This is a genomic window from Mesorhizobium sp. B2-1-1 (genome assembly GCF_006442975.2).
In the GTDB taxonomy this organism is placed as follows: Bacteria; Pseudomonadota; Alphaproteobacteria; order Rhizobiales; family Rhizobiaceae; genus Mesorhizobium.
Genome location: NZ_CP083954.1, coordinates 4,657,281 through 4,675,370, shown reverse-complemented (window position 1 = coordinate 4,675,370; position 18,090 = coordinate 4,657,281). Strand labels below are relative to the sequence as shown.

Here is an 18,090-nt window from a genome sequence, read left to right as displayed (position 1 = left end):
GAGTTTTTCTAAACCAGCGGGGCTGAAATCTCAATTGAAAGTGATGCCGAAAGCGCAGACTTTATTCACGGGACAGGCCTGCGGAGGCTGACATGTTGAGGCTGTTATCGTCACTCAAGATAGTATTCCCTGTGCACGAGCCGCCAGACGGCTGCGAAATGGTCGCCTGGCTGGCCGATCCGCTTGCGCATCCCGTGCTCGACGCCATGTCGGAGCGTGAGCTCGGCGACATGCCGTTCCGGCTGACGGCGCGACGCACCGCCCACGAGACGGCGCAAGCGGGCTGCCGCTGATTGGTGCTGACGGTCCGGCGCCTGGCCCAACGCAAGCGCGTTGTGTCGCCGGTCTTCGCACTTATTGTGCACCGCGATGACATCCGCCACCTCAACAGCGCTGCGGTTCGCTTTCGCCGGCATGATCGCCATGGCTGTCGCCATGGGCATTGGTCGTTTCGTCTATACGCCGATCCTGCCCGGCATGATGGAAGAACTCCATCTGTCGGCGGCCGATGCGGGCTGGATCGCGTCAGCCAATTATCTCGGCTACCTCGCCGGCGCCTTCGCCGCGGCGGGCGGCTGGGCGCATGGACGCGAGCGCCTGCTGATGCTGGCCGGCCTCGGCGCCAGCGCCTTGCTTGCCGCGCTGATGGGGCTGTCGGATACGATCGCCGCCTTTCTCGTCATCCGCTTTCTTGCAGGCCTGGCCAGCGCCTTTGTCATGGTGTTCCTGGCCAGCATTGTTTTCAGCCATCTTGCCGCGGCCGGCCGCAGCGATCTGCAGGCGTGGCATTTCGGCGGCGTCGGCCTCGGCATCGCCCTGTCCTCGGTGCTGATGGCGGCCCTGGTCAGCGAACATGCCGGCTGGGCGGCGGGCTGGCTGTGGTCGGCGGCGATCTCGGCTTGTGGCTTCGTCGTCGTGGCGCTGTTGGTGGACAGCGGTCCGCTGGCCAGCGGCGATACCGGCCGCGAGCCGGCGCTGCCAAAAGACCGCTCGCTGACCAAGGTGATCGTCGCTTACGGCTTGTTCGGCTTCGGCTACGTGGTAACGGCGACCTTTCTTGTCGCCATTGTCCGGCAAGGCGGCGGCGGACGCGTGTTCGAGGCGGTGGTCTGGATGGTCACCGGTCTTGCCGGCTTTCCCTCGGTCTGGCTCTGGCAGAAGATATCGGCACGGATCGGCCTTTACGCGACCTATGCGCTGGGATGTTTCGTCGAGGTCGTCGGCATTGTCGCAAGCGTCGCGGTGGGCGGGCGCACCGGGCCGCTGCTCGGCGGCCTGCTCGTTGGCGGCACGTTCATTGCCATCACCGCGATCGGCCTGCAGACCGCGCGGCAACTGGCGCCACAAGCTCCCCGGCGGACCTTCGCCTTGATGACGGCTTCGTTCGGTCTTGGCCAGATCATCGGCCCGATTGCCGCCGGGCTCCTGGCGCAGGCGTCGGGCGATTTCTTCCTTGCCTCGATCGCCGCCGCGGCCGTTCTGGTCGCCTCCGGCGTCATCATATGGTCGGCCGCGCCAAAATCGCCATGATTGTGGGTTTGCTCGGTGCCGGGCATCGGGCATGGGCATTTTCTTTCCCCCTAATGTGTGACTTTATGCCCGCTGAACTCAGCTGATTTGCGCAAAAACCGAGGAATTCGCCACAGTGTTCGTATCCTTCTTCCCGCAGCCGAAGCTGTTTTTCTCTTCGGCCGCCGTCTGGAGCCTTGCGGCGATCCTGTTCTGGTTTTTCGGGGGTGAGCAACTGGGCGCCGTCTTCGGCCTGCCGCCGGCAGCAGCCGGTGCACCGCCCATTATCGGCATCGCCGTCCTCGTCTCGAAGCCGTTTCTCTGGTTCTACATCTACTTCGCGTTCTGCGTGGTCGCTTTCTATGCGTTCTGGAGCTGGTATTCGCCGCATCCGTGGCAACGCTGGTCGATCCTGATGACGGCGGTCATCCTGTTCTTCATCTATTTCAATGTGCAGGTCAGCGTCGCCGTCAACGCCTGGTACGGGCCCTTCTTCGACTATGTGCAGGGGCTGATGTCGGGCACCGGAAAATCGACCAACGCCGAATTCTACATTGGGCTGGCCGATTTCTCGTGGCTTGCGCTGGTCGGCATGAACGTGCAGGTGGTCAACGCCTTTATCGTCAGCCATTGGATCTTCCGCTGGCGCACGGCGATGAACAACTATTTCGTCGAGAACTGGGGCAGGCTGCGCCACATCGAGGGCGCCTCGCAACGTATCCAGGAGGATACGATGCGGTTTTCCCAGATCATGGAAGATCTGGGTTCCAGCTTCGTCCAGTCGATCATGACGCTGATCGCCTTCCTGCCGGTCATGATCCAGTTGCAGGCCCATATCACCGAGTTGCCGATCATCGGCGCGATCCCCCAGCCACTGGTGGTCGCGGCACTGGCCTGGTGTCTGTTCGGAACGATTTCGGTCATGATCGCCGGCATGAAGCTTCCAGGGCTGCAGTTCCGCAACCAGCGCGTGGAGGCGGCCTACCGCAAGGAGCTCGTTTACGGCGAGGATCATGCCGACCGGGCCCAGCCCGCCACCACCGCCGCGCTGTTCGCCAATGTTCGCCACAATTATTTCCGGCTGTATTTCCACTACATCTATTTCAATGTCGTCCGGTACACCTACCTGCAGGCCGACAATATTTTCTCGCTGCTGATCCTCGGGCCGTCGCTGGTCGCCCACAAGATAACGTTCGGCGCGCTGAACCAGATTTCGAATGCATTCGGCAAGGTGACGGGTTCCTTGCAATTCCTGCTCACCTCCTGGTCGACCATCGTCGAACTGCAATCGGTGCATAAGCGCCTGCGCGCCTTCGAGGCGACGCTGCAGGGCGAGCCGCTGCCGGAAATCGACCAGCGCTATCTGGCGCGGCAAGGCGCCGAGGATCCCGCTTAAGTCAGGAAAGACCTGGGTGCGAAACGGGTCGGCGGCTCAGCCGCCGACGGAAGCCTGCTTCTGGCCAGAACCCTGCCGCGAGATGTAATCGCGAAAACTGATGCATTCGACGTCTGATTTGACGCAGACCTCGCCGGCAAAACGCTCCAGCGCGTTCCAGTAGGCGCCGTCATTCATCAGCGCGAAATGGAAGCCGAGTTGCAGCGGAACGCGCTTGCCCCGGTATTGATCCTCGAAGGCGGCGCGGAAAGCCTGGTAGGTGCGGTCCGCGAACTCGCCTGCCTTGCTCGGCCGCTCGAAGCCGCCGGAATGCCTGACATAGAGATTGTAGTCCATGGCGATAACCGGCCGCGATTTCGGTCCTTCCGGGATCTGCGGTAGTGAAAAGCGCGCGAGGCCGGCGGTGGTCGGCGGCTGGACCGGGCCGCGCGAGACGCCGCTGGCGTCGAACCGGTAACCGGCGGCGGGCAGCGCCTCGTAGAGCGCCTTGCTCGTCGACAGATAGGGCGCGCGGAAGCCAACCACCGCATGCCGCGCGAAATCGCGCCAGCCGGTCGGCTCGGGCTCGATGCCGTTGATCGCATAGGCGTTTTCGAGGATGTGCTCGAACGAGGCGAACTCCTTCAGCCAGTCGGCCTTGCTCCAGTCCTTGCCGTCGAAATGGCCGCAGCCATGACTGGCGATGTCATGGCCTTCCGATGCCGCAAGCCCGATCTGCTCCAGCCGCTGGCTCACTTCCTGCGTCGAGGCGGCGAAGCCGATGTTGGATTTGCCCGATGTCTTGCCCGGCGCGGTGTATTGGCTGCGCGTTTCGGGTGACAGCAGGAAGACACAGGAGAGGAAATAGGTGAAATGCGCTCCGGTGCGCTTCGCCAGCGCCCGGCTGCGCTTCCATTGCGAGATGTCGCGGGCGCTGTCGAAGGAGATGATGACGACCTGCTTCGGTCTTGCCGGCAAAGGCGCCCGCGAGCCGGGTGGATCGGCGAAAGCCGCACCGGCCGTGGCGAGCGAAGCGAGACAGAACGCGGCAACGCGAGACGAAAAGGATATTGGCAACAGCTACTGACCCCGGGCGGTTTTGGCCCCGCTATAGCGCAAATGTGGCGTGGGTGCGGTGGCCTTTTCGTCCGTTTGCCCCGCGAATAGGTGATTTTCCGGTCGAACCCCTTCCATGCCGACAAAATTTCGCTAAAACGCGGGCTCGCGAACGCTCCGGCCCGGGGCAGGAATGGTTTATTGATGTCCGACGACAGTTTTATCCGTGAAGTCAATGACGAGATCCGTCGCGAACAGGCGCAGAAGCTGTGGGACCGTTTCGGCCCGGCCCTGCTTGTGGTCGCGGTGCTGGTCGTGCTCGGCACCGCCGCCTTCGTCGGCTACCGCTACTGGGACGAGACCCGCGCCAACCGTTCGGGCGATGCCTTCTCGCAAGCGTTGAAGCTGGCCAATGACGGCAAGAACGACGAGGCGCTGGCCGCGCTCGATCAATTGGAGAAGGATGGCTACGGCGCCTATCCGCTGCTCGCCCGCATGCGCGCGGCCACCGTCAAGGCCGACAAGGGCGACGTCGACGCAGCCGTCAAGGATTTCGACGAGGTGGCGGCCGACGCCGCCATTCCCCAGGGCATTCGCGACATGGCGCGGTTGAGGGCGGCGCTGCTGCTGGTCGATCACGGCTCCTTCGCCGATGTGTCGAGCCGCGTCGAGGCCCTGACCTCGGACACCAACACGCTGCGCCACACCGCGCGCGAGGCGCTCGGGCTGGCCGCCTGGAAGGAAGGCAAGACCCAGGATGCGCTGAAGCTGTTCGACCAGATCGCCGCCGATGACGGTGCCCCGCGCAACACCCGTGAACGGGCGACCCTGATGTCCGAGCTGATCCGCGGCTCGGGCAGCGCGTCGTGACATATGAGCTTCAAAGTCGCCATCATTGGCCGGCCTAACGTCGGCAAATCGACTCTTTTCAATCGGCTGGTGGGAAGGAAGCTGGCGCTTGTCGATGACACGCCGGGCGTCACCCGCGACCGCCGCGTCCATGCGGCAAAGCTTTACGACCTGCATTTCGACGTCATCGACACTGCGGGTTTCGAGGACGCCGCCGCCTCGACGCTGCCCGGCCGCATGCGTGCGCAGACCGAGATCGCTATCCGTGAGGCCGACCTGATCTTCTTCACCGTCGACGCCAAATCCGGCCTGTTGCCGGACGACCGGACCTTTGCCGAGATCGTGCGCAAATCCGGCAAGCCGGTCGTGCTGGTCGCCAACAAGGCCGAGGCGAAGGGCGCGCAGGGCGGCATGCTGGAGGCCTGGGAGCTCGGGCTTGGCGAGCCGGTTCCGGTCTCGGCCGAACACGGCCAAGGCATGCCCGACCTGCGCGACGCGGTGATCGCCGCACTTGGCGAGGCGAGAGCCTTTGGCCAAGATGAGGACGACGACGAGGAGATCGCCTCCAGCGAGGTGCTGATCGGCGAGGATATCGCCGATCCCGACGCCGACGAGGTGCCGGCCTATGACGACACCAAGCCGATGCGCATTGCCGTCGTCGGCCGCCCCAATGCCGGCAAGTCGACGCTGATCAACGCGCTGATCGGCGAGGAGCGGCTTTTGACCGGACCGGAAGCCGGCATCACCCGCGATTCCATCTCGGTCGATTGGGACTGGCGCGGCCGCCGTATAAAATTGTTCGACACCGCCGGCATGCGCCGCAAGGCCAGGATCCATGAAAAGCTCGAGGTCATGTCGGTGCAGGATGGCCTGCGCGCCATCCGCTTCGCCGAGATCGTCATCATCGTGCTCGACGCCACCATCCCTTTCGAGAAGCAGGATCTCCAGATCGCCGACCTGATCATCCGCGAGGGCCGCGCGCCGGTGATCGCCTTCAACAAATGGGACCTGATCGACAATCCGCAGGAACTCTTGGCCGAACTGCGCGAAAAGACCGAACGGCTTTTGCCGCAGGCGCGCGGCATGCAGGCGGTGACGGTTTCGGCCGAGACCGGACGGGGCCTCGACAAGCTCATGGAAGCCGTCATCCGCACGCACAAGGTCTGGAACAGCCGCGTCTCGACCGGCAGGCTCAATCGCTGGCTGGAAGGCATTCTTGCGCATCATCCGCCGCCCGCGGTTGCCGGTCGCCGGCTGAAGGTCAAATATGTCACGCAGGCCAAGACGCGCCCGCCGGGCTTCGTCGTCTCGTGCTCGCGCCCGGATGCGATGCCGCAATCCTATGTCCGCTATCTCACCAACAGCCTGCGCGAAGCCTTCGACATGCCGGGCGTACCGATCCGCATGGCGTTGAGGACTTCGGACAATCCCTTTGCCGGCAGGGCCAAGAAGCGCTGACGTCCGGGGGAAGGGTGCCAACCCTTCGACGCGGTGTAGACCCTGGAATGACGAAGAGGGGTTGCGACCAGGGCCTAGGCGACCTTCAGCAGGTTCTCATCCGTCCGCGCGCCCTCCGGTAGTGCCTGCCGCGCCGCTTCCAGCAGGATATCGGCGAGGCGGGCGGCCACCGGTTCGGGTTCGGCATCCCTGCGGTGCAGGAACAGCGCCATCCTGGGCAGCGCCGGCAGACCGGCAATCTCCGGCGTCATCGCGCTGACGCTGGCCGGCAGGCCGATGTCGGTGCGGATCGTCAGCCCGAGCCCGGCTGCAACAGCCGCCCAGATGCCACCAAGGCTCGGGCTGGAGAAGGCCATGCGCCAGGGCAGGCCGGCGCGGTCGAGCGTTTCGGTTGCGACCGTGCGCAACAGGCAAGGTGCTTCCAGCGCCACCAGCGGCAGCGGCTCGCCATGGCGCAGGCTGGTCTCGATGCGCTTTGCCGGGCCGATCCAGCGCATCCGCACGTCGGCGACATGCTGGCTGTATGGCAGCGTCGCGCCGCTGTGCCAGGCAAGTGCGATGTCCAGGCTGCCCGAGATGATCCGCTCCGCGAGCTCATGGCTGCGCGCGATGCGGGCCTCGATCTTGACTTTGGGATGGGCACGGGCGAAGCGGCCGAGCACGTCAGGTAGCACCGCCTCGCCAAAATCCTCCTGCAGGCCGAGCCGCACCCAGCCTTCCAGCTCGACATCATGGATGGCGGCGGCCGCCTCGTCATTGAGCTCGACCAGCCGCCGCGCATAGCCGAGCATGGTCTCGCCGGCTTCCGTCAGTGCCAGCCCGCGTCCCGACTTGCGGAAGATAGGCGTCGCCGCCTGCTCCTCCAGTTTCTTCAACTGCGCGCTGACCGCCGAGGTCGAGCGGCCAAGCCGGTCGGCCGCCTTGGCGAAGCTGCCAAGCTCCATTCCGGTGACGAAGCTTCTGAGGACGTCGAGGTCGAATGTCACGCGTCGCATGATAATCCCGTTTTTTAGGATTGTGCGTCAAAAACTTCCTGATTTTATGGACAAAGCTATGGCGATAGACATGCGCCGTCAAGGCCGGTCACCGGGCCGCAAACGGGAATGAAACCATGTCCGCCATCGTCACCCGCACCGATTGTCAGTCGACGCCACGGGCCGAAGGCTCCGGCTCCAGAACCTTCGCGCCCAACCACCGCTGGAAGGTGCTGGGCATCGGCGTCGCCGCCAATGCCGGTTTTTCCGCTACTTTCTCCGGCATACCGGCAACCGCGGTGCTGATGCGGCAGGGCTATCATCTCGGCAATGCTCAGCTCGGCCTGGCGCTTGGCCTTCTCGGCCTGGGCGTTGCGCTCAGCGAACTGCCCTGGGGCCTGCTCACCGATCGCTGGGGCGACCGCCGTGTGCTTTTGACCGGGCTCGGCGCCACGGCGGCGTGGCTGTTCCTGATGGCGTTGCTCATCGTTCCATCCTCGTCCGGCGTGCCGGGCGTGCACGTCCTGGCGGCCGCCTTGCTCGTCACCGGCCTGCTCGGCGGCAGCGTCAACGGTTCGAGCGGCCGCGCCATCATGGGCTGGTTCCGCGAAGGCGAGCGCGGCTTCGCCATGAGCATCCGGCAGACGGCGGTGCCGCTTGGCGGCGGGCTGGGCGCTCTTGTCCTGCCCTCGCTCGCCGCCACGCATGGCTTCGCGGCGGTCTATGGCCTGCTCGCCGTCTTCTCCGTGATCTCCGCTATCTTCGCCTGGTGCTGGCTGCATGAACCGCCGACGCAGGGTTCGGCCGCGCCGGCCGTTCTGGCCGGGCCGCCGCCGCTGCGCAATGTCGAGGTCTGGCGCATCGCAGCAGCCATCGGCCTGCTGTGTTTTCCGCAAGTGGCCGTACTCACCTTCGCATCGGTCTTCCTGCACGACTTCGCCGGCATGGGGACCCTGGCCACCAGCGCAAGCCTCGCCGCCGTGCAGGCCGGCGCCATGGCGATGCGCGTCTGGAGCGGGCGCTTCACCGACCGCCACGGTAATCGCAGGCCGTTCCTGCGCCTGTGCAGTGCGCTCAGCGCGCTTGCCTTCACGCTGCTCTGGCTGCTGGTCCTGGCCGGCCCGACCACATCAGGCGGCCAGCCCGTCGCTATGGCCACGCTTCCCGTGATGCTGATTGTCGCAGGCATCCTGGTCTCCACCTGGCATGGCGTCGCCTACACCGAGCTTGCCACGCTTGCCGGCGCCGGCCATGTCGGCACAGCGCTCAGCCTCGCCAACAGCTTCGTTTTCATAGGCTTCTTCCTGGTTCCGGTGGCCATTCCGGGGCTCTTGCATCTCTGGTCCTGGCCCGGCGTCTGGTTGTCGGCTGCGGCGTGCGCGTTGATCGCGTGGCCCATCTTCCTGCGGCCGGCCTCCATGTCCGTCCCGCCGCAAAACCGCCCCACTTCGCAACCACGAGCCTGAGCCGACCGGGAAAACCCGATCGAAGCTGTTAACGTCCCATCAAGGTTAATGCATCATTTTGCTCTCCAGTGGGGTCAGTAGCGTTCCTGGAGAGAGTTCCGTGCATCGACGTGTCTTGACGCGCCTTGTTGCCGTCGCCGGTGAGAAGAAACGCAGCCTCGTGGCACCTTTCATCGTCGGCCTCGGCATCTGGATCGGATTTCCGACGGTTTCCGCCTACCAGGATATGACGAGCCTCGTTTCCGGCCTCGAGGCGCCGACCCGCTGGAATTCCTATGTCGAGAAATCCGTCGCCGGATCGGTCCATGCCGCCGAGATGCCGTTTGTCGACGACGCTGTGACGGGTTCGCTCTCCGGATCGGGGGTGCGCCTGCCCGGCGTCGGCGCCGTCTCCTTTCGCGGCAAGGGCGGCAAGGTCAGCACTGCGCCCGATGAGGACCGCATCGTGCGCGCCGACAAGAAGGGCCGCATCGTCCAGATCTCTCCCGTCGCCCCGCCGAAGAACTTCAACGCCGGCTCGATCTTCGAGCGCACCTCATCCCTGCTGCGGCCCAGCATGGACAGCGGCCTGAAGATGGCTTTCGCCAAACCCCAGATCAAAGGCAAGGAAATCCAGATCGCCGCGGCATTCCACGCGCGTGAGGACAAGAAGCCGGATCCCGGCGTGTCGCCCATGCTTGCCGCCCTGGTCAACAACGATCATCCGGATGTGCTGGCGACGGCCTATGCGCAGGCCGCGCCCGATTATGCCAAGGCGTCGCCCTTCGAGGCCCTGCTCCAGGACGAGGAGCCCAACAACGGCCGTTTCATCCCGCCGATGGCCAAGGGCGACCATTCGTGGATCCAGAATCCACTTCCGGCGAGCGTCTTCTCCAAGCCCGAGCAGAAATGCCTGGCCAACGGCATCTATTTCGAGGCGCGGGGCGAATCCGTGCGCGGCCAGGCCGCCGTCGCCCAGGTCATCCTCAACCGTGTCCGCAATCCGGCCTATCCCAATTCGATCTGCGGCGTCGTCTACCAGAACGACAGCTGGTTCAACCGTTGCCAGTTCTCCTTCGCCTGCGACGGCAGGAAGAAGCGCATCGACAACCCGGTCGCCTACAAGACTGCGCAGGACGTCGGCATGGCGGTGACCGCCGGCAAGGTCTTCATTCCCGAAGTCGGATCGTCGACCCATTACTATGCCAATTACGTCCATCCCAACTGGGCGCGTACGATGCAGAAGATGACCAAGATCGGCCTGCATATCTTCTACCGCACCTATGGCGGCGGCTGGAGCTGAACGCCCGATAGGCGTCCATATTTTTGCGCGGCTGCGCGGTCTCTCGAAGAGCCGTCGCGCGGAGGATTCGCTCAAGGCGTCCGCGCCGCCATGGCGGGCACGATGTCGCACCTCTCTATTATATTGATTTCATTGTATAAAATACATGGTAACGAACTTCCGCCCGTGGCTTGACGGGCGCAAACCCTCTAACTATGTTGCCGGCGACTTTAGAAGCGGACGGACGGTGACGGTCTGCCCGGGCAGGGGGGTTGCGATGGCCGATGAAACTGGGCCAGGCGGAACCGGAGAAACCGGCCGCGGCAAGCAGCACGAAGCCGCCATCCGCGACGACGAACTTGAGCGCCGCCGGCGTGAACTTGAAGCATCGCTTGCGACAAGACGGCCGGACCGGCTCGAGGGGAAAGACGCGAAACCAGTGACCGGGTACGGTCAGGCACTCAAGCTGTCCAGCGAGTTCATCGCCGGGGTGGTAGTCGGTGCCGCCATCGGCTGGATCATCGACCGTCTGGCGGGGACATCGCCATGGGGTCTGATCGTGTTTCTGCTGCTTGGTTTTGGCGCGGGCGTGCTCAATGTCATGCGTTCGGCAGGCGTTGTGGCGGAATTCGGACAGGGCGACAAATCGCGCTCTGGCCGCGACGACAGCAAGTGACCGCCGTTCAGGCGGCACTTGGAAATAGCCGCCTTTCGACGGGCGGCATGGTAACAAGGCCGCATGCGGCACTGACGGGGTTTGAACGTGGCAGCTGACAAGGTCGATCCGATCCACCAGTTCCATATCAACAAGCTGATACCGATCGATATCGGCGGTTACGACTTGTCCTTTACCAATTCGGCGCTGTTCATGGTCGCGACCGTGGTCGTCGCCGCGGCATTCCTGTTTCTGACGACGTCGAGCCGCAGCCTCGTTCCCGGCCGGCTGCAATCGATCTCCGAAATGGCCTATGAATTCGTCGGCAACATGTTGCGCGACGCGGCCGGCACGCAGGGCATGAAGTTCTTTCCCTTCGTGTTTTCCCTGTTCATGTTCGTGCTGGTCGCCAACCTGCTTGGCCTGTTTCCGTATTTCTTCACCGTCACCAGCCACATCATCGTCACCTTCGGCCTCGCCGTGTTGGTTATCGGCACCGTGATTGTCTACGGTTTCGGCAAGCACGGCCTTGGTTTCCTCAAGCTGTTCGTGCCGCAAGGCGTGCCGGTGTTCCTGCTGCCGCTGGTGGTGCTGATCGAAGTGATCTCGTTCGTGTCGCGCCCCGTCAGCCTCTCGGTTCGTCTGTTCGCCAACATGCTCGCCGGGCACATCACGCTGAAGGTCTTCTCCGGCTTCGTGGTCAGCCTCTCGGCGCTGGGCGCGGTCGGCGTCGCTGGCTCGGTGCTGCCGCTGGCGATGGCCGTGGCGTTGACCGCGCTCGAACTGCTGGTCGCCTTCCTTCAGGCCTATGTCTTCGCGGTGCTGACCTGCATGTATCTCAACGACGCCCTGCACCCGGGGCACTGATAAAAAATTTCCGGCGCAAGAGTTTTCAACATTGCCGCCGGAATGGAATCGCAACGGAATTTCAGATCCAAAGGAGTTGAACAAATGGACGTAGAAGCAGCAAAGTACATCGGCGCCGGCATCGCTTGCCTCGGCATGGGCGGCGCGGGCATTGGCCTCGGCAACATCTTCGGCAGCTATCTCTCGGGCGCGCTGCGCAACCCGTCGGCCGCCGATGGCCAGTTCGGCCGTCTGATCTTCGGCTTCGCCGTGACCGAAGCTCTGGGCATCTTCTCGCTTCTCATCGCGCTGCTGGCCCTGTTCGGCTGAGCCCCTGTTTGGCTGAGCCGCCATTTGGCTAAGCTATGGGAAGATTGGACAGGCCGGCCGCGAGAGCGGCGGGTCTGATATCAGGGGATAGTCCATGTTCGTGACATCTGCCTTTGCGCAAGAGTCCGCGCCTGCCACCGAGGCTGGCCACGCTGCGACGGAAGGCGACACGCATTCCGGCACCAGCGTGCCTGCCGAAGCTCATGGCATGTTTCCGCCATTCGATCCGGCGACGTTTCCGTCGCAGCTTCTTTGGCTGGCGATCACGTTCGGGCTCTTCTACCTCTTCCTGAAGAGGGTGGTGGTGCCGCGCGTCGGCGGCATCATCGATGTCCGCAACGACCGTATCAGCCAGGATCTCGATCAGGCCGCGAAGTTGAAGGGCGAGGCCGACGCCGCCGTTGCTGCTTACGAGCAGGAGCTGGCGGAAGCCAAGAAGAACGCCAACGCCATCGGCCAGCAGGCCAATGACGCGGCCAAGGCGGAAGCCGAGACCGCGCGCAAGAAGATCGAGGCCGCGCTCGACGAGAAGCTCGGCGAGGCCGAGGCGCGCATTTCTTCCATCAAGGCCAACGCCATGAAGGAAGTCGGCAGCATCGCCGAGGACACTGCCTCGGCGATCGTCGAGGCGCTGGTCGGCGGCAAGGCCAGCAAGGCCGAGATCGCGGCCGCGGTCAAGTCCGTGGCCGGGTGAGGAGCGCATCATGGACGCCACATCTCTTGCAACGCTCTGGGCCACGATCGCCCTGGTCATCTTTTTGGGTATCGCCATCTACATCAAGGTGCCCCGCCTGATCGCCAAGGCGCTCGATGCCCGCGCCGCCAGGATCAGCAGCGAGCTTGACGAGGCGCGCAGGCTGCGCGAGGAGGCCCAGCAGTTGCTTGGCCAATACCAGCGCAAGCGCAAGGAAGCCGAGCAGGAGGCCGCAGACATCGTCGCCGCGGCCAAGCGCGAAGCCGAACTGCTCGCCGCCGAGGCGCACAAGAAGACCGAGGACTACGTCGCGCGGCGCACCGCTCTTGCCGAACAGAAGATCGGCCAGGCCGAGCGCGAGGCGATCGGCGAAGTGCGCGCCAGCGCCGTCGACATCGCCGTCGAAGCCGCTCGCACGCTGCTCGCCGGCAAGATCGACGCCAAGGCGGGAGCCGACCTGTTCAAGACCTCGCTCGCCGATGTGAAGGCGAAGCTGAACTGAGCCTTGACCGACGCAGAACAATCAAAAGCCGCCTGGGCAACCTGGCGGCTTTTTTGTTGGAGCAGTGCGCAGAAGCTGCCAATCTCCCCCCTCGTGGGGGAGATGCCCGGCAGGGCAGAGGGGGGCGCTGTCCCGCCAGCCTGTCAGACAATCCCTGCGCTGCCTTGCGACTTCTGCGTGAGTAGAAGTAGTTCTGGAAGGTAGCGATCTTTCGCGCCCCCCTCTGTCCTGCCGGACATCTCCCCCACGAGGGGGGAGATCAGCTATATCGCTGCCGGCTCACTCCAGCCCGGCGAAGCTCTCTTCTTCCACCACCTCGGCACCTTCAAGCCTGAATGGCGCGAACGACACGCGGTGCAGCCGCGCCACCGGCCCGTGCGTCTCGATCGCGGTGCGATGGCGGACCGTGGCATAGCCCATATGCACTTCGAAGCCGTAGTGCTGGTGATGGCTGCCGCAGCCGCACATCATGCGGTCGCGCATCACCTTGGCGACGATCGAGGCGGCGGCGATGGATTGCGAGCGCTGATCGCCCTTGATCAGCGCGCGCCCCATGCAAGGCAGGCCCGGCGGCACGTCGCGCCCATCGGCAAGCGCGAGCTTCGGCTGCACCGGCAGGCCGGCGAGCGCACGGCGCATCGCCTCCAGGCTCGCCTTGAGGATGTTGCTGCCGTCAATGCCCTCGGCGCTGACCGAGGCCATCGACACGCCGAGCGCGGAGCCGATGATGCGCACGAACAGCGCCTCGCGTTGCAAATGGCTGAGCCGTTTGGAATCGTCGAGGCCGTCGGGGATGTTGGCAGGGTCGAGCACGACCGCAGCCGCCACCACCGGTCCGGCCAGCGGGCCGCGTCCGGCCTCGTCCATCCCCGCGACCGGCCACAGGCCTTCGGCCATCGCCTTCGTCTCGAAGGAGAAATCGGGTTTCTCGACGATTTCGAAGAGAGGCGGAGAATCAGAACGCGCGCGAGCCATGTTGCGGCGAGGTTCGCATCGGCTCTGATTCTCCGCAAGTCCCTCCGGGTCGGGTGGGGCGCCGGACCGGGAGGGCACCGTCTGCAGGCCGGGGCAGGCCGGACGGGATTTTTTCGCCACGGCGGCAAACAGCCGCGGTCGTTCAAAGCAGCATCAACTGCTCCTGGTCCTTGCCGGCGGCGACGAACTGGTCGGTCCGCAGCGTGCGCCGCTCGGCATTGAGACCGAGCCGCTTGGCGGTGATTTCGAAGCGCCGGCCGATCTGCCAGGCGTAAGGACCCGCGCCCTTCATGCGCTTGCCCCATTCCGAATCGTAATCCTTGCCCTCGCGCATCGAGCGGATCAGCGACATCACATGGCGATAGCGGTCGGGATAGTGGCGCAGCAGCCAGTCCTTGAAGATCGGGCTGACCTCGAGCGGCAGACGCAGCACGACATAGCCCGCCTCGCGTGCGCCGGCATGGTGCGCCGAATCGAGGATGCGTTCCATCTCCTGGTCGGTCAGCCCGGGGATGATCGGCGCCACCATGACCGAAGCAGGGATGCCGGCATCCGCAAGCTGCCTGATCGCCTCCAGCCGCTTGGCCGGCGTCGAGGCGCGTGGCTCCATGGTGCGCGCCAGCATGCGGTCGAGCGTGGTCACCGACAACGCCACCTTGGCGAGGCCCCGTTCGGCCATGCGTGACAAGATGTCGATATCGCGCGTCACCAGGGCGGATTTGGTGACGATGCCGACCGGGTGGCCGCGCGCCTCCAGCACTTCGAGGATCTCGCGCATGATCCGGTACTGCTTCTCGATCGGCTGGTAGGGATCGGTATTGGTGCCGATGGCGATGGTTCGCGGCTGGTAACCGTCCTTCGACAGTTCCTTGTCGAGCAGGCGCGCCGCGTCGGGCTTGGCGAACAGTTTGGATTCGAAATCCAGCCCCGGCGACAGGCCCATGAAACTGTGCGTCGGCCGCGCAAAGCAATAGACGCAGCCATGCTCGCAGCCGCGATAGGGATTGATCGAGCGGTCGAAGGAGATGTCGGGCGATTCATTGCGGGTGATTATGGTACGCGGCTTCTCGACCTGCACCTCGGTCTTGAAGGGAGGCAGTTCCTCCAGCGAGTTCCAGCCATCGTCGAAGACATGCCGGCTGACCGGCTCGAACCGGCCGGACGGGTTGATGCCTGCCGACCGGCCGCGGTTGCGGTCCGGACGCACGCGCATGCCGCTCTGCTCGATCATCGCGTTGGCCATTTCGGCTCGTCCTGCTCCGAAGGCGGCAATGTCGGCGCGCATGATCGGTTCCATCTTCGCCCGCTCCCAGGGACTGTCCATGTTGTTTCGAATCGCTCTGCTCATGAATTTAATCCTATTTGCCGAACGAGAACAAAGCAAGAACTTTCTATGGTGCGTCGCAAAAACTGGCGCTGCGTTCCGCTTTCCGCTATTCGGCAAATGATGCTCACCGTTCTCATAGAGACCCACAATGACGAGGAGGGCCTCGCTCGCACCTTGGCGACGCTGATCGGCGGCGCCGTGGAGGGCGTGGTTCGCGAGGTCATCGTCTGCGACGCCGGTTCCACCGACCAGACCCATCGCGTCGCCGAGCATGCCGGGTGCCAGTATGCGACCGACGGCGTCGCGGCGGCCATCCGGCACGCGAAGGGCGATTGGCTGTTGCTGCTGGAACCGGGCGCGCGGCTGGTCGACGGATGGATCGACGAGGTCGTTGCGCATACAGCGAGGCAAACCATGGCGGCGCGGTTTTCACGCACACGCGCCGGCCGCGCGCCATTCCTGGCCCGTATCTTCTCGGGAAACCGTGCCTTGGGCGACGGGCTGCTGATCAGCAAGCGCCAGGCCACATCCTTGTCGAAAAGAGCCGGCAGCGCCGAGGCCCTCGCTCGCGGCCTGGTGACCAAGCGGCTGGATGCCGAAATCTGGGCCGCTCCGGCAAAACAAGAGCACCGCCCGTCCAAATGATTTTGCAGCAGCTCTGTCTACGTGCGTTGCACATGCGACGCGCAGCTAGCTTCCGATCACGCGGGTGCCGGCGCGCAGGCCGCGGCTGATGATGGAAGTGGTTTCGGTGTCTCGCGGTCCTCGCGCCGGCGCTTCCACGGCGAGCCGGTCATTCGCTAAAACGCATCTCCACAGGCATCCAGCGAAGACGACGTCTGGCTTGACGCTCTGCCTTGCTTTCCGCGTCGTAGTCGACCGGGATCGGTTCCTGACTGAACGACCTTTGATCGTCCAGGGCGTTGATGATGACGATTGCCCTGGCATCGTCCTCTCCGGCGATTGCGGCGGTATAGACACCGCATTCACCGCAGATCAGGTAGTCGGCCGTCCCCAATCCAAAACGGTATTTCTTCAATCGCTGGATGTCCTTGACTGAGATGACCAGCCTGCCGTCCGGATCGGCGACGGCGCGCGAGCCATGCTTGGTACAGAACGAGCATTGGCAGGCGCGAACCTCGATTGTCGATGGATCGAGCTCGGTTGAAAATCGAAGGCGTATGTTGCCGCAATGGCACCCGCCATTATGCACTGTCATCGCATCCGCCCGTCTTCAACGGCGATGGCCGCCGCCGCGAGACGATACGTCCTGCCGCATCCGGTTTGGAATGGTCTTTCGAAGGCGAAGGCGGTGTTCTGCCTGGCAAACGCGGCGTGAAACCAGCGCCTTGCCTCGGCTTTCACGGAGCCGACATGCCGCGCCGCAGGTGCTCGTCCAGGCGCGGCATGATCTCGACGAAGTTGCAGGGCATGTGCCGGTAGTCGAGCTGCGCCTTCAAGATGCCGTCCCAGGCATCCTTGCAGGCGCCGGGCGAGCCCGGCAGCACGAAGACGAAGGTGGCGTTGACGACGCCGCCGGTCGCCCGGCTCTGGATCGTGGAGGTGCCGATCTTGTCGTAGGAAATGCGGTGGAACACCTCGGAAAAACCATCCATGCGCTTTTCGAAGATCGGCTCCAACGCGTCCGGCGTCACGTCGCGCCCGGTGAAGCCGGTGCCGCCGGTGGTGATGACCACATCGATCCCATCATCCTTCGACCAGCCGAGCACCTTGTTGCGGATCTTGTCTCCATCGTCGGTGACGATATCGCGCGCGGCAAGGATGTGGCCGGCTTCCGCGATGCGGTCGGCCAGCGTCTGGCCGGATTTGTCGTCGGCAAGGCTGCGTGTGTCGGAAACGGTCAGCACCGCGATGCGCACGGGGATGAAAGAACGGTTCTCGTCAGTCCTGGCCATGGGCATCTGCCTCCGCCGTCATGCTGCGCGTCGCGGCGACGAACCAGTCGGGTTGCCGGGCGCGGATGTCCGCGGCCGCGCGCTTGGCGACGTTGCCGGTCTCGAACAGGCCGAAGCAGGTGCCGCCGGAACCCGACATGCGGGCAAAACCGGCTCCGGCCTTGTTCAGCACAGAAAGTGCCTTGCCGATGGCGGGCTCGATGGCGCGGGCCGCCGGCTCGAGGTCGTTGCGCGTAATCTCCAGCCAGTTGCGCAGCCCGTGGAAGTCGACCACGCGCGGCAGCGGCGGCAGCGCTTCATTGTCGCGCCGCGACAGCGCGTTGAACACGTCGGCTGTCGAGACCGCCTTGCCGGGATTGACCAGCACCAGTCCGAGCGCCGAGAAATCAGGCACGATCGACAGCTCCTCGCCGATGCCGCGTGCAATCAGCGGCCTGGCTGCCAGACACATGGGAATATCGGCGCCAAGCGAAAGCCCGATCCGCGCCAGCGCGACATCGTCGATGTCGAGTTGCCAGCTTGCCGCAAGCCCGCGCAGAACTGCTGCCGCATCGCTCGACCCGCCGCCGACGCCGGAAGCGACGGGCAGGTTCTTTTCGAGCTTGATGGCGACCGGCGGCGTGCCGCGAGGACCGGCTGCCTGCCGCAGCGCGTCACGCGCCCTGAGCACCAGATTGCTGCCGTCGACGGGAACATCCGGAGCGTAGCGGCCGGACACGCTGAAATCGTCTCGCTCGGCAAGCGCGATATCGATCCTGTCGCCAAAGCGCGTGAACACCGCCAGGCTTTCGATCAGATGATACCCGTCATCGCGCCTGCCGGTGACATGCAGAGCGAGGTTTATCTTGGCGGGCGCCGGCCACATCCGGACGCGCTGGCCGGATTCCAGGCTCTCGA

20 protein-coding genes are annotated in these 18,090 nt (G+C 64.5%); 13 read left to right on the top strand and 7 right to left on the bottom strand.

Features of this window, described 5'->3' with window-relative positions; genetic code table 11:
* The first annotated feature begins 92 nt into the window (after window positions 1-92).
* The 3 genes from FJ972_RS23030 to sbmA all read left to right on the top strand — a co-directional run bounded on the left by FJ972_RS23030 (window position 93) and on the right by sbmA (window position 2,905).
* A complete protein-coding gene (locus tag FJ972_RS23030; RefSeq protein WP_140520836.1) occupies window positions 93-293 on the top strand; it encodes a hypothetical protein in 201 nt (66 codons plus the stop codon).
* A gap of 76 nt (window positions 294-369) precedes the next feature.
* A complete protein-coding gene (locus FJ972_RS23025) occupies window positions 370-1,530 on the top strand; it encodes a YbfB/YjiJ family MFS transporter (protein WP_140520835.1) in 1,161 nt (386 codons plus the stop codon).
* 115 nt (window positions 1,531-1,645) lie between these two features.
* On the top strand, window positions 1,646-2,905 hold the full coding sequence (gene sbmA, locus FJ972_RS23020) for a peptide antibiotic transporter SbmA (protein WP_140497950.1): 1,260 nt from the start codon (window positions 1,646-1,648) through the stop codon (window positions 2,903-2,905).
* A gap of 36 nt (window positions 2,906-2,941) precedes the next feature.
* Here sbmA and FJ972_RS23015 read toward each other — a convergent pair whose 3' ends face one another.
* Window positions 2,942-3,955 carry a polysaccharide deacetylase family protein gene (locus FJ972_RS23015; RefSeq protein ID WP_140514949.1) on the bottom strand — a complete coding sequence of 338 codons (1,014 nt, stop codon included), beginning with the start codon at window positions 3,953-3,955 and terminating at the stop codon, window positions 2,942-2,944.
* Between the two features lie 189 nt (window positions 3,956-4,144).
* Here FJ972_RS23015 and FJ972_RS23010 point away from each other — a divergent pair, with 189 nt between their 5' ends.
* A complete protein-coding gene (locus FJ972_RS23010; protein ID WP_140514747.1) occupies window positions 4,145-4,810 on the top strand; it encodes a tetratricopeptide repeat protein in 666 nt (221 codons plus the stop codon).
* A 3-nt stretch (window positions 4,811-4,813) separates the two neighbouring features.
* On the top strand, window positions 4,814-6,247 hold the full coding sequence (gene der, locus FJ972_RS23005; RefSeq protein WP_140520834.1) for a ribosome biogenesis GTPase Der: 1,434 nt from the start codon (window positions 4,814-4,816) through the stop codon (window positions 6,245-6,247).
* Window positions 6,248-6,321: 74 nt separating this feature from the next.
* Here der and FJ972_RS23000 read toward each other — a convergent pair whose 3' ends face one another.
* A complete protein-coding gene (locus tag FJ972_RS23000; protein WP_140520833.1) occupies window positions 6,322-7,242 on the bottom strand; it encodes a LysR substrate-binding domain-containing protein in 921 nt (306 codons plus the stop codon).
* A 116-nt stretch (window positions 7,243-7,358) separates the two neighbouring features.
* On the opposite strand from FJ972_RS23000, the gene FJ972_RS22995 reads away from it, so the two are divergent.
* From FJ972_RS22995 to FJ972_RS22965, 7 genes are all read left to right on the top strand, one after another.
* Window positions 7,359-8,687 carry an MFS transporter gene (locus tag FJ972_RS22995; RefSeq protein ID WP_140520832.1) on the top strand — a complete coding sequence of 443 codons (1,329 nt, stop codon included), beginning with the start codon at window positions 7,359-7,361 and terminating at the stop codon, window positions 8,685-8,687.
* Window positions 8,688-8,787: 100 nt separating this feature from the next.
* A complete protein-coding gene (locus tag FJ972_RS22990) occupies window positions 8,788-9,969 on the top strand; it encodes a cell wall hydrolase (RefSeq protein ID WP_140520831.1) in 1,182 nt (393 codons plus the stop codon).
* Between the two features lie 256 nt (window positions 9,970-10,225).
* A complete protein-coding gene (locus FJ972_RS22985) occupies window positions 10,226-10,624 on the top strand; it encodes an AtpZ/AtpI family protein (protein WP_140498124.1) in 399 nt (132 codons plus the stop codon).
* Between the two features lie 87 nt (window positions 10,625-10,711).
* The gene (locus tag FJ972_RS22980) at window positions 10,712-11,470 is read left to right on the top strand and encodes a F0F1 ATP synthase subunit A (RefSeq protein ID WP_140497962.1); all 759 of its coding nucleotides are present in this window, start codon (window positions 10,712-10,714) and stop codon (window positions 11,468-11,470) included.
* Window positions 11,471-11,554: 84 nt separating this feature from the next.
* Window positions 11,555-11,779: a F0F1 ATP synthase subunit C gene (locus FJ972_RS22975; protein ID WP_140497964.1), complete on the top strand. Its 225-nt coding sequence runs from the start codon at window positions 11,555-11,557 to the stop codon at window positions 11,777-11,779.
* Between the two features lie 94 nt (window positions 11,780-11,873).
* Complete coding sequence (locus FJ972_RS22970; protein ID WP_140497966.1) at window positions 11,874-12,473, top strand: F0F1 ATP synthase subunit B; 600 nt, start codon at window positions 11,874-11,876, stop codon at window positions 12,471-12,473.
* 10 nt (window positions 12,474-12,483) lie between these two features.
* Window positions 12,484-12,975 (top strand): F0F1 ATP synthase subunit B, encoded by a 492-nt coding sequence (locus FJ972_RS22965; RefSeq protein WP_140514758.1) that lies wholly within the window; start codon window positions 12,484-12,486, stop codon window positions 12,973-12,975.
* Window positions 12,976-13,254: 279 nt separating this feature from the next.
* Here FJ972_RS22965 and FJ972_RS22960 read toward each other — a convergent pair whose 3' ends face one another.
* Both FJ972_RS22960 and FJ972_RS22955 read right to left on the bottom strand, forming a co-directional pair.
* Window positions 13,255-13,950: a ribonuclease HII gene (locus FJ972_RS22960; RefSeq protein WP_140520829.1), complete on the bottom strand. Its 696-nt coding sequence runs from the start codon at window positions 13,948-13,950 to the stop codon at window positions 13,255-13,257.
* Window positions 13,951-14,092: 142 nt separating this feature from the next.
* On the bottom strand, window positions 14,093-15,247 hold the full coding sequence (locus tag FJ972_RS22955; RefSeq protein WP_140514951.1) for a PA0069 family radical SAM protein: 1,155 nt from the start codon (window positions 15,245-15,247) through the stop codon (window positions 14,093-14,095).
* Between the two features lie 150 nt (window positions 15,248-15,397).
* Between FJ972_RS22955 and FJ972_RS22950 the strand changes: the two genes are divergently transcribed.
* Window positions 15,398-15,922, top strand: coding sequence for a glycosyltransferase (locus FJ972_RS22950; protein WP_140520966.1), 525 nt, complete (start codon window positions 15,398-15,400; stop codon window positions 15,920-15,922).
* Window positions 15,923-16,070: 148 nt separating this feature from the next.
* Here the strand turns inward: FJ972_RS22950 and FJ972_RS22945 are convergent, their stop codons facing one another.
* The 3 genes from FJ972_RS22945 to FJ972_RS22935 all read right to left on the bottom strand — a co-directional run bounded on the left by FJ972_RS22945 (window position 16,071) and on the right by FJ972_RS22935 (window position 18,058).
* Window positions 16,071-16,316, bottom strand: coding sequence for a hypothetical protein (locus tag FJ972_RS22945; RefSeq protein ID WP_140497974.1), 246 nt, complete (start codon window positions 16,314-16,316; stop codon window positions 16,071-16,073).
* Between the two features lie 322 nt (window positions 16,317-16,638).
* Window positions 16,639-17,193 (bottom strand): molybdenum cofactor biosynthesis protein B, encoded by a 555-nt coding sequence (gene moaB, locus FJ972_RS22940; RefSeq protein ID WP_140520828.1) that lies wholly within the window; start codon window positions 17,191-17,193, stop codon window positions 16,639-16,641.
* Entirely contained in the window at window positions 17,180-18,058 is an 879-nt protein-coding gene (locus FJ972_RS22935) for a 4-(cytidine 5'-diphospho)-2-C-methyl-D-erythritol kinase (RefSeq protein ID WP_140520827.1), read from the bottom strand. The genes moaB and FJ972_RS22935 overlap by 14 nt, the downstream gene beginning before the upstream one ends.
* Window positions 18,059-18,090: the final 32 nt, after the last annotated feature.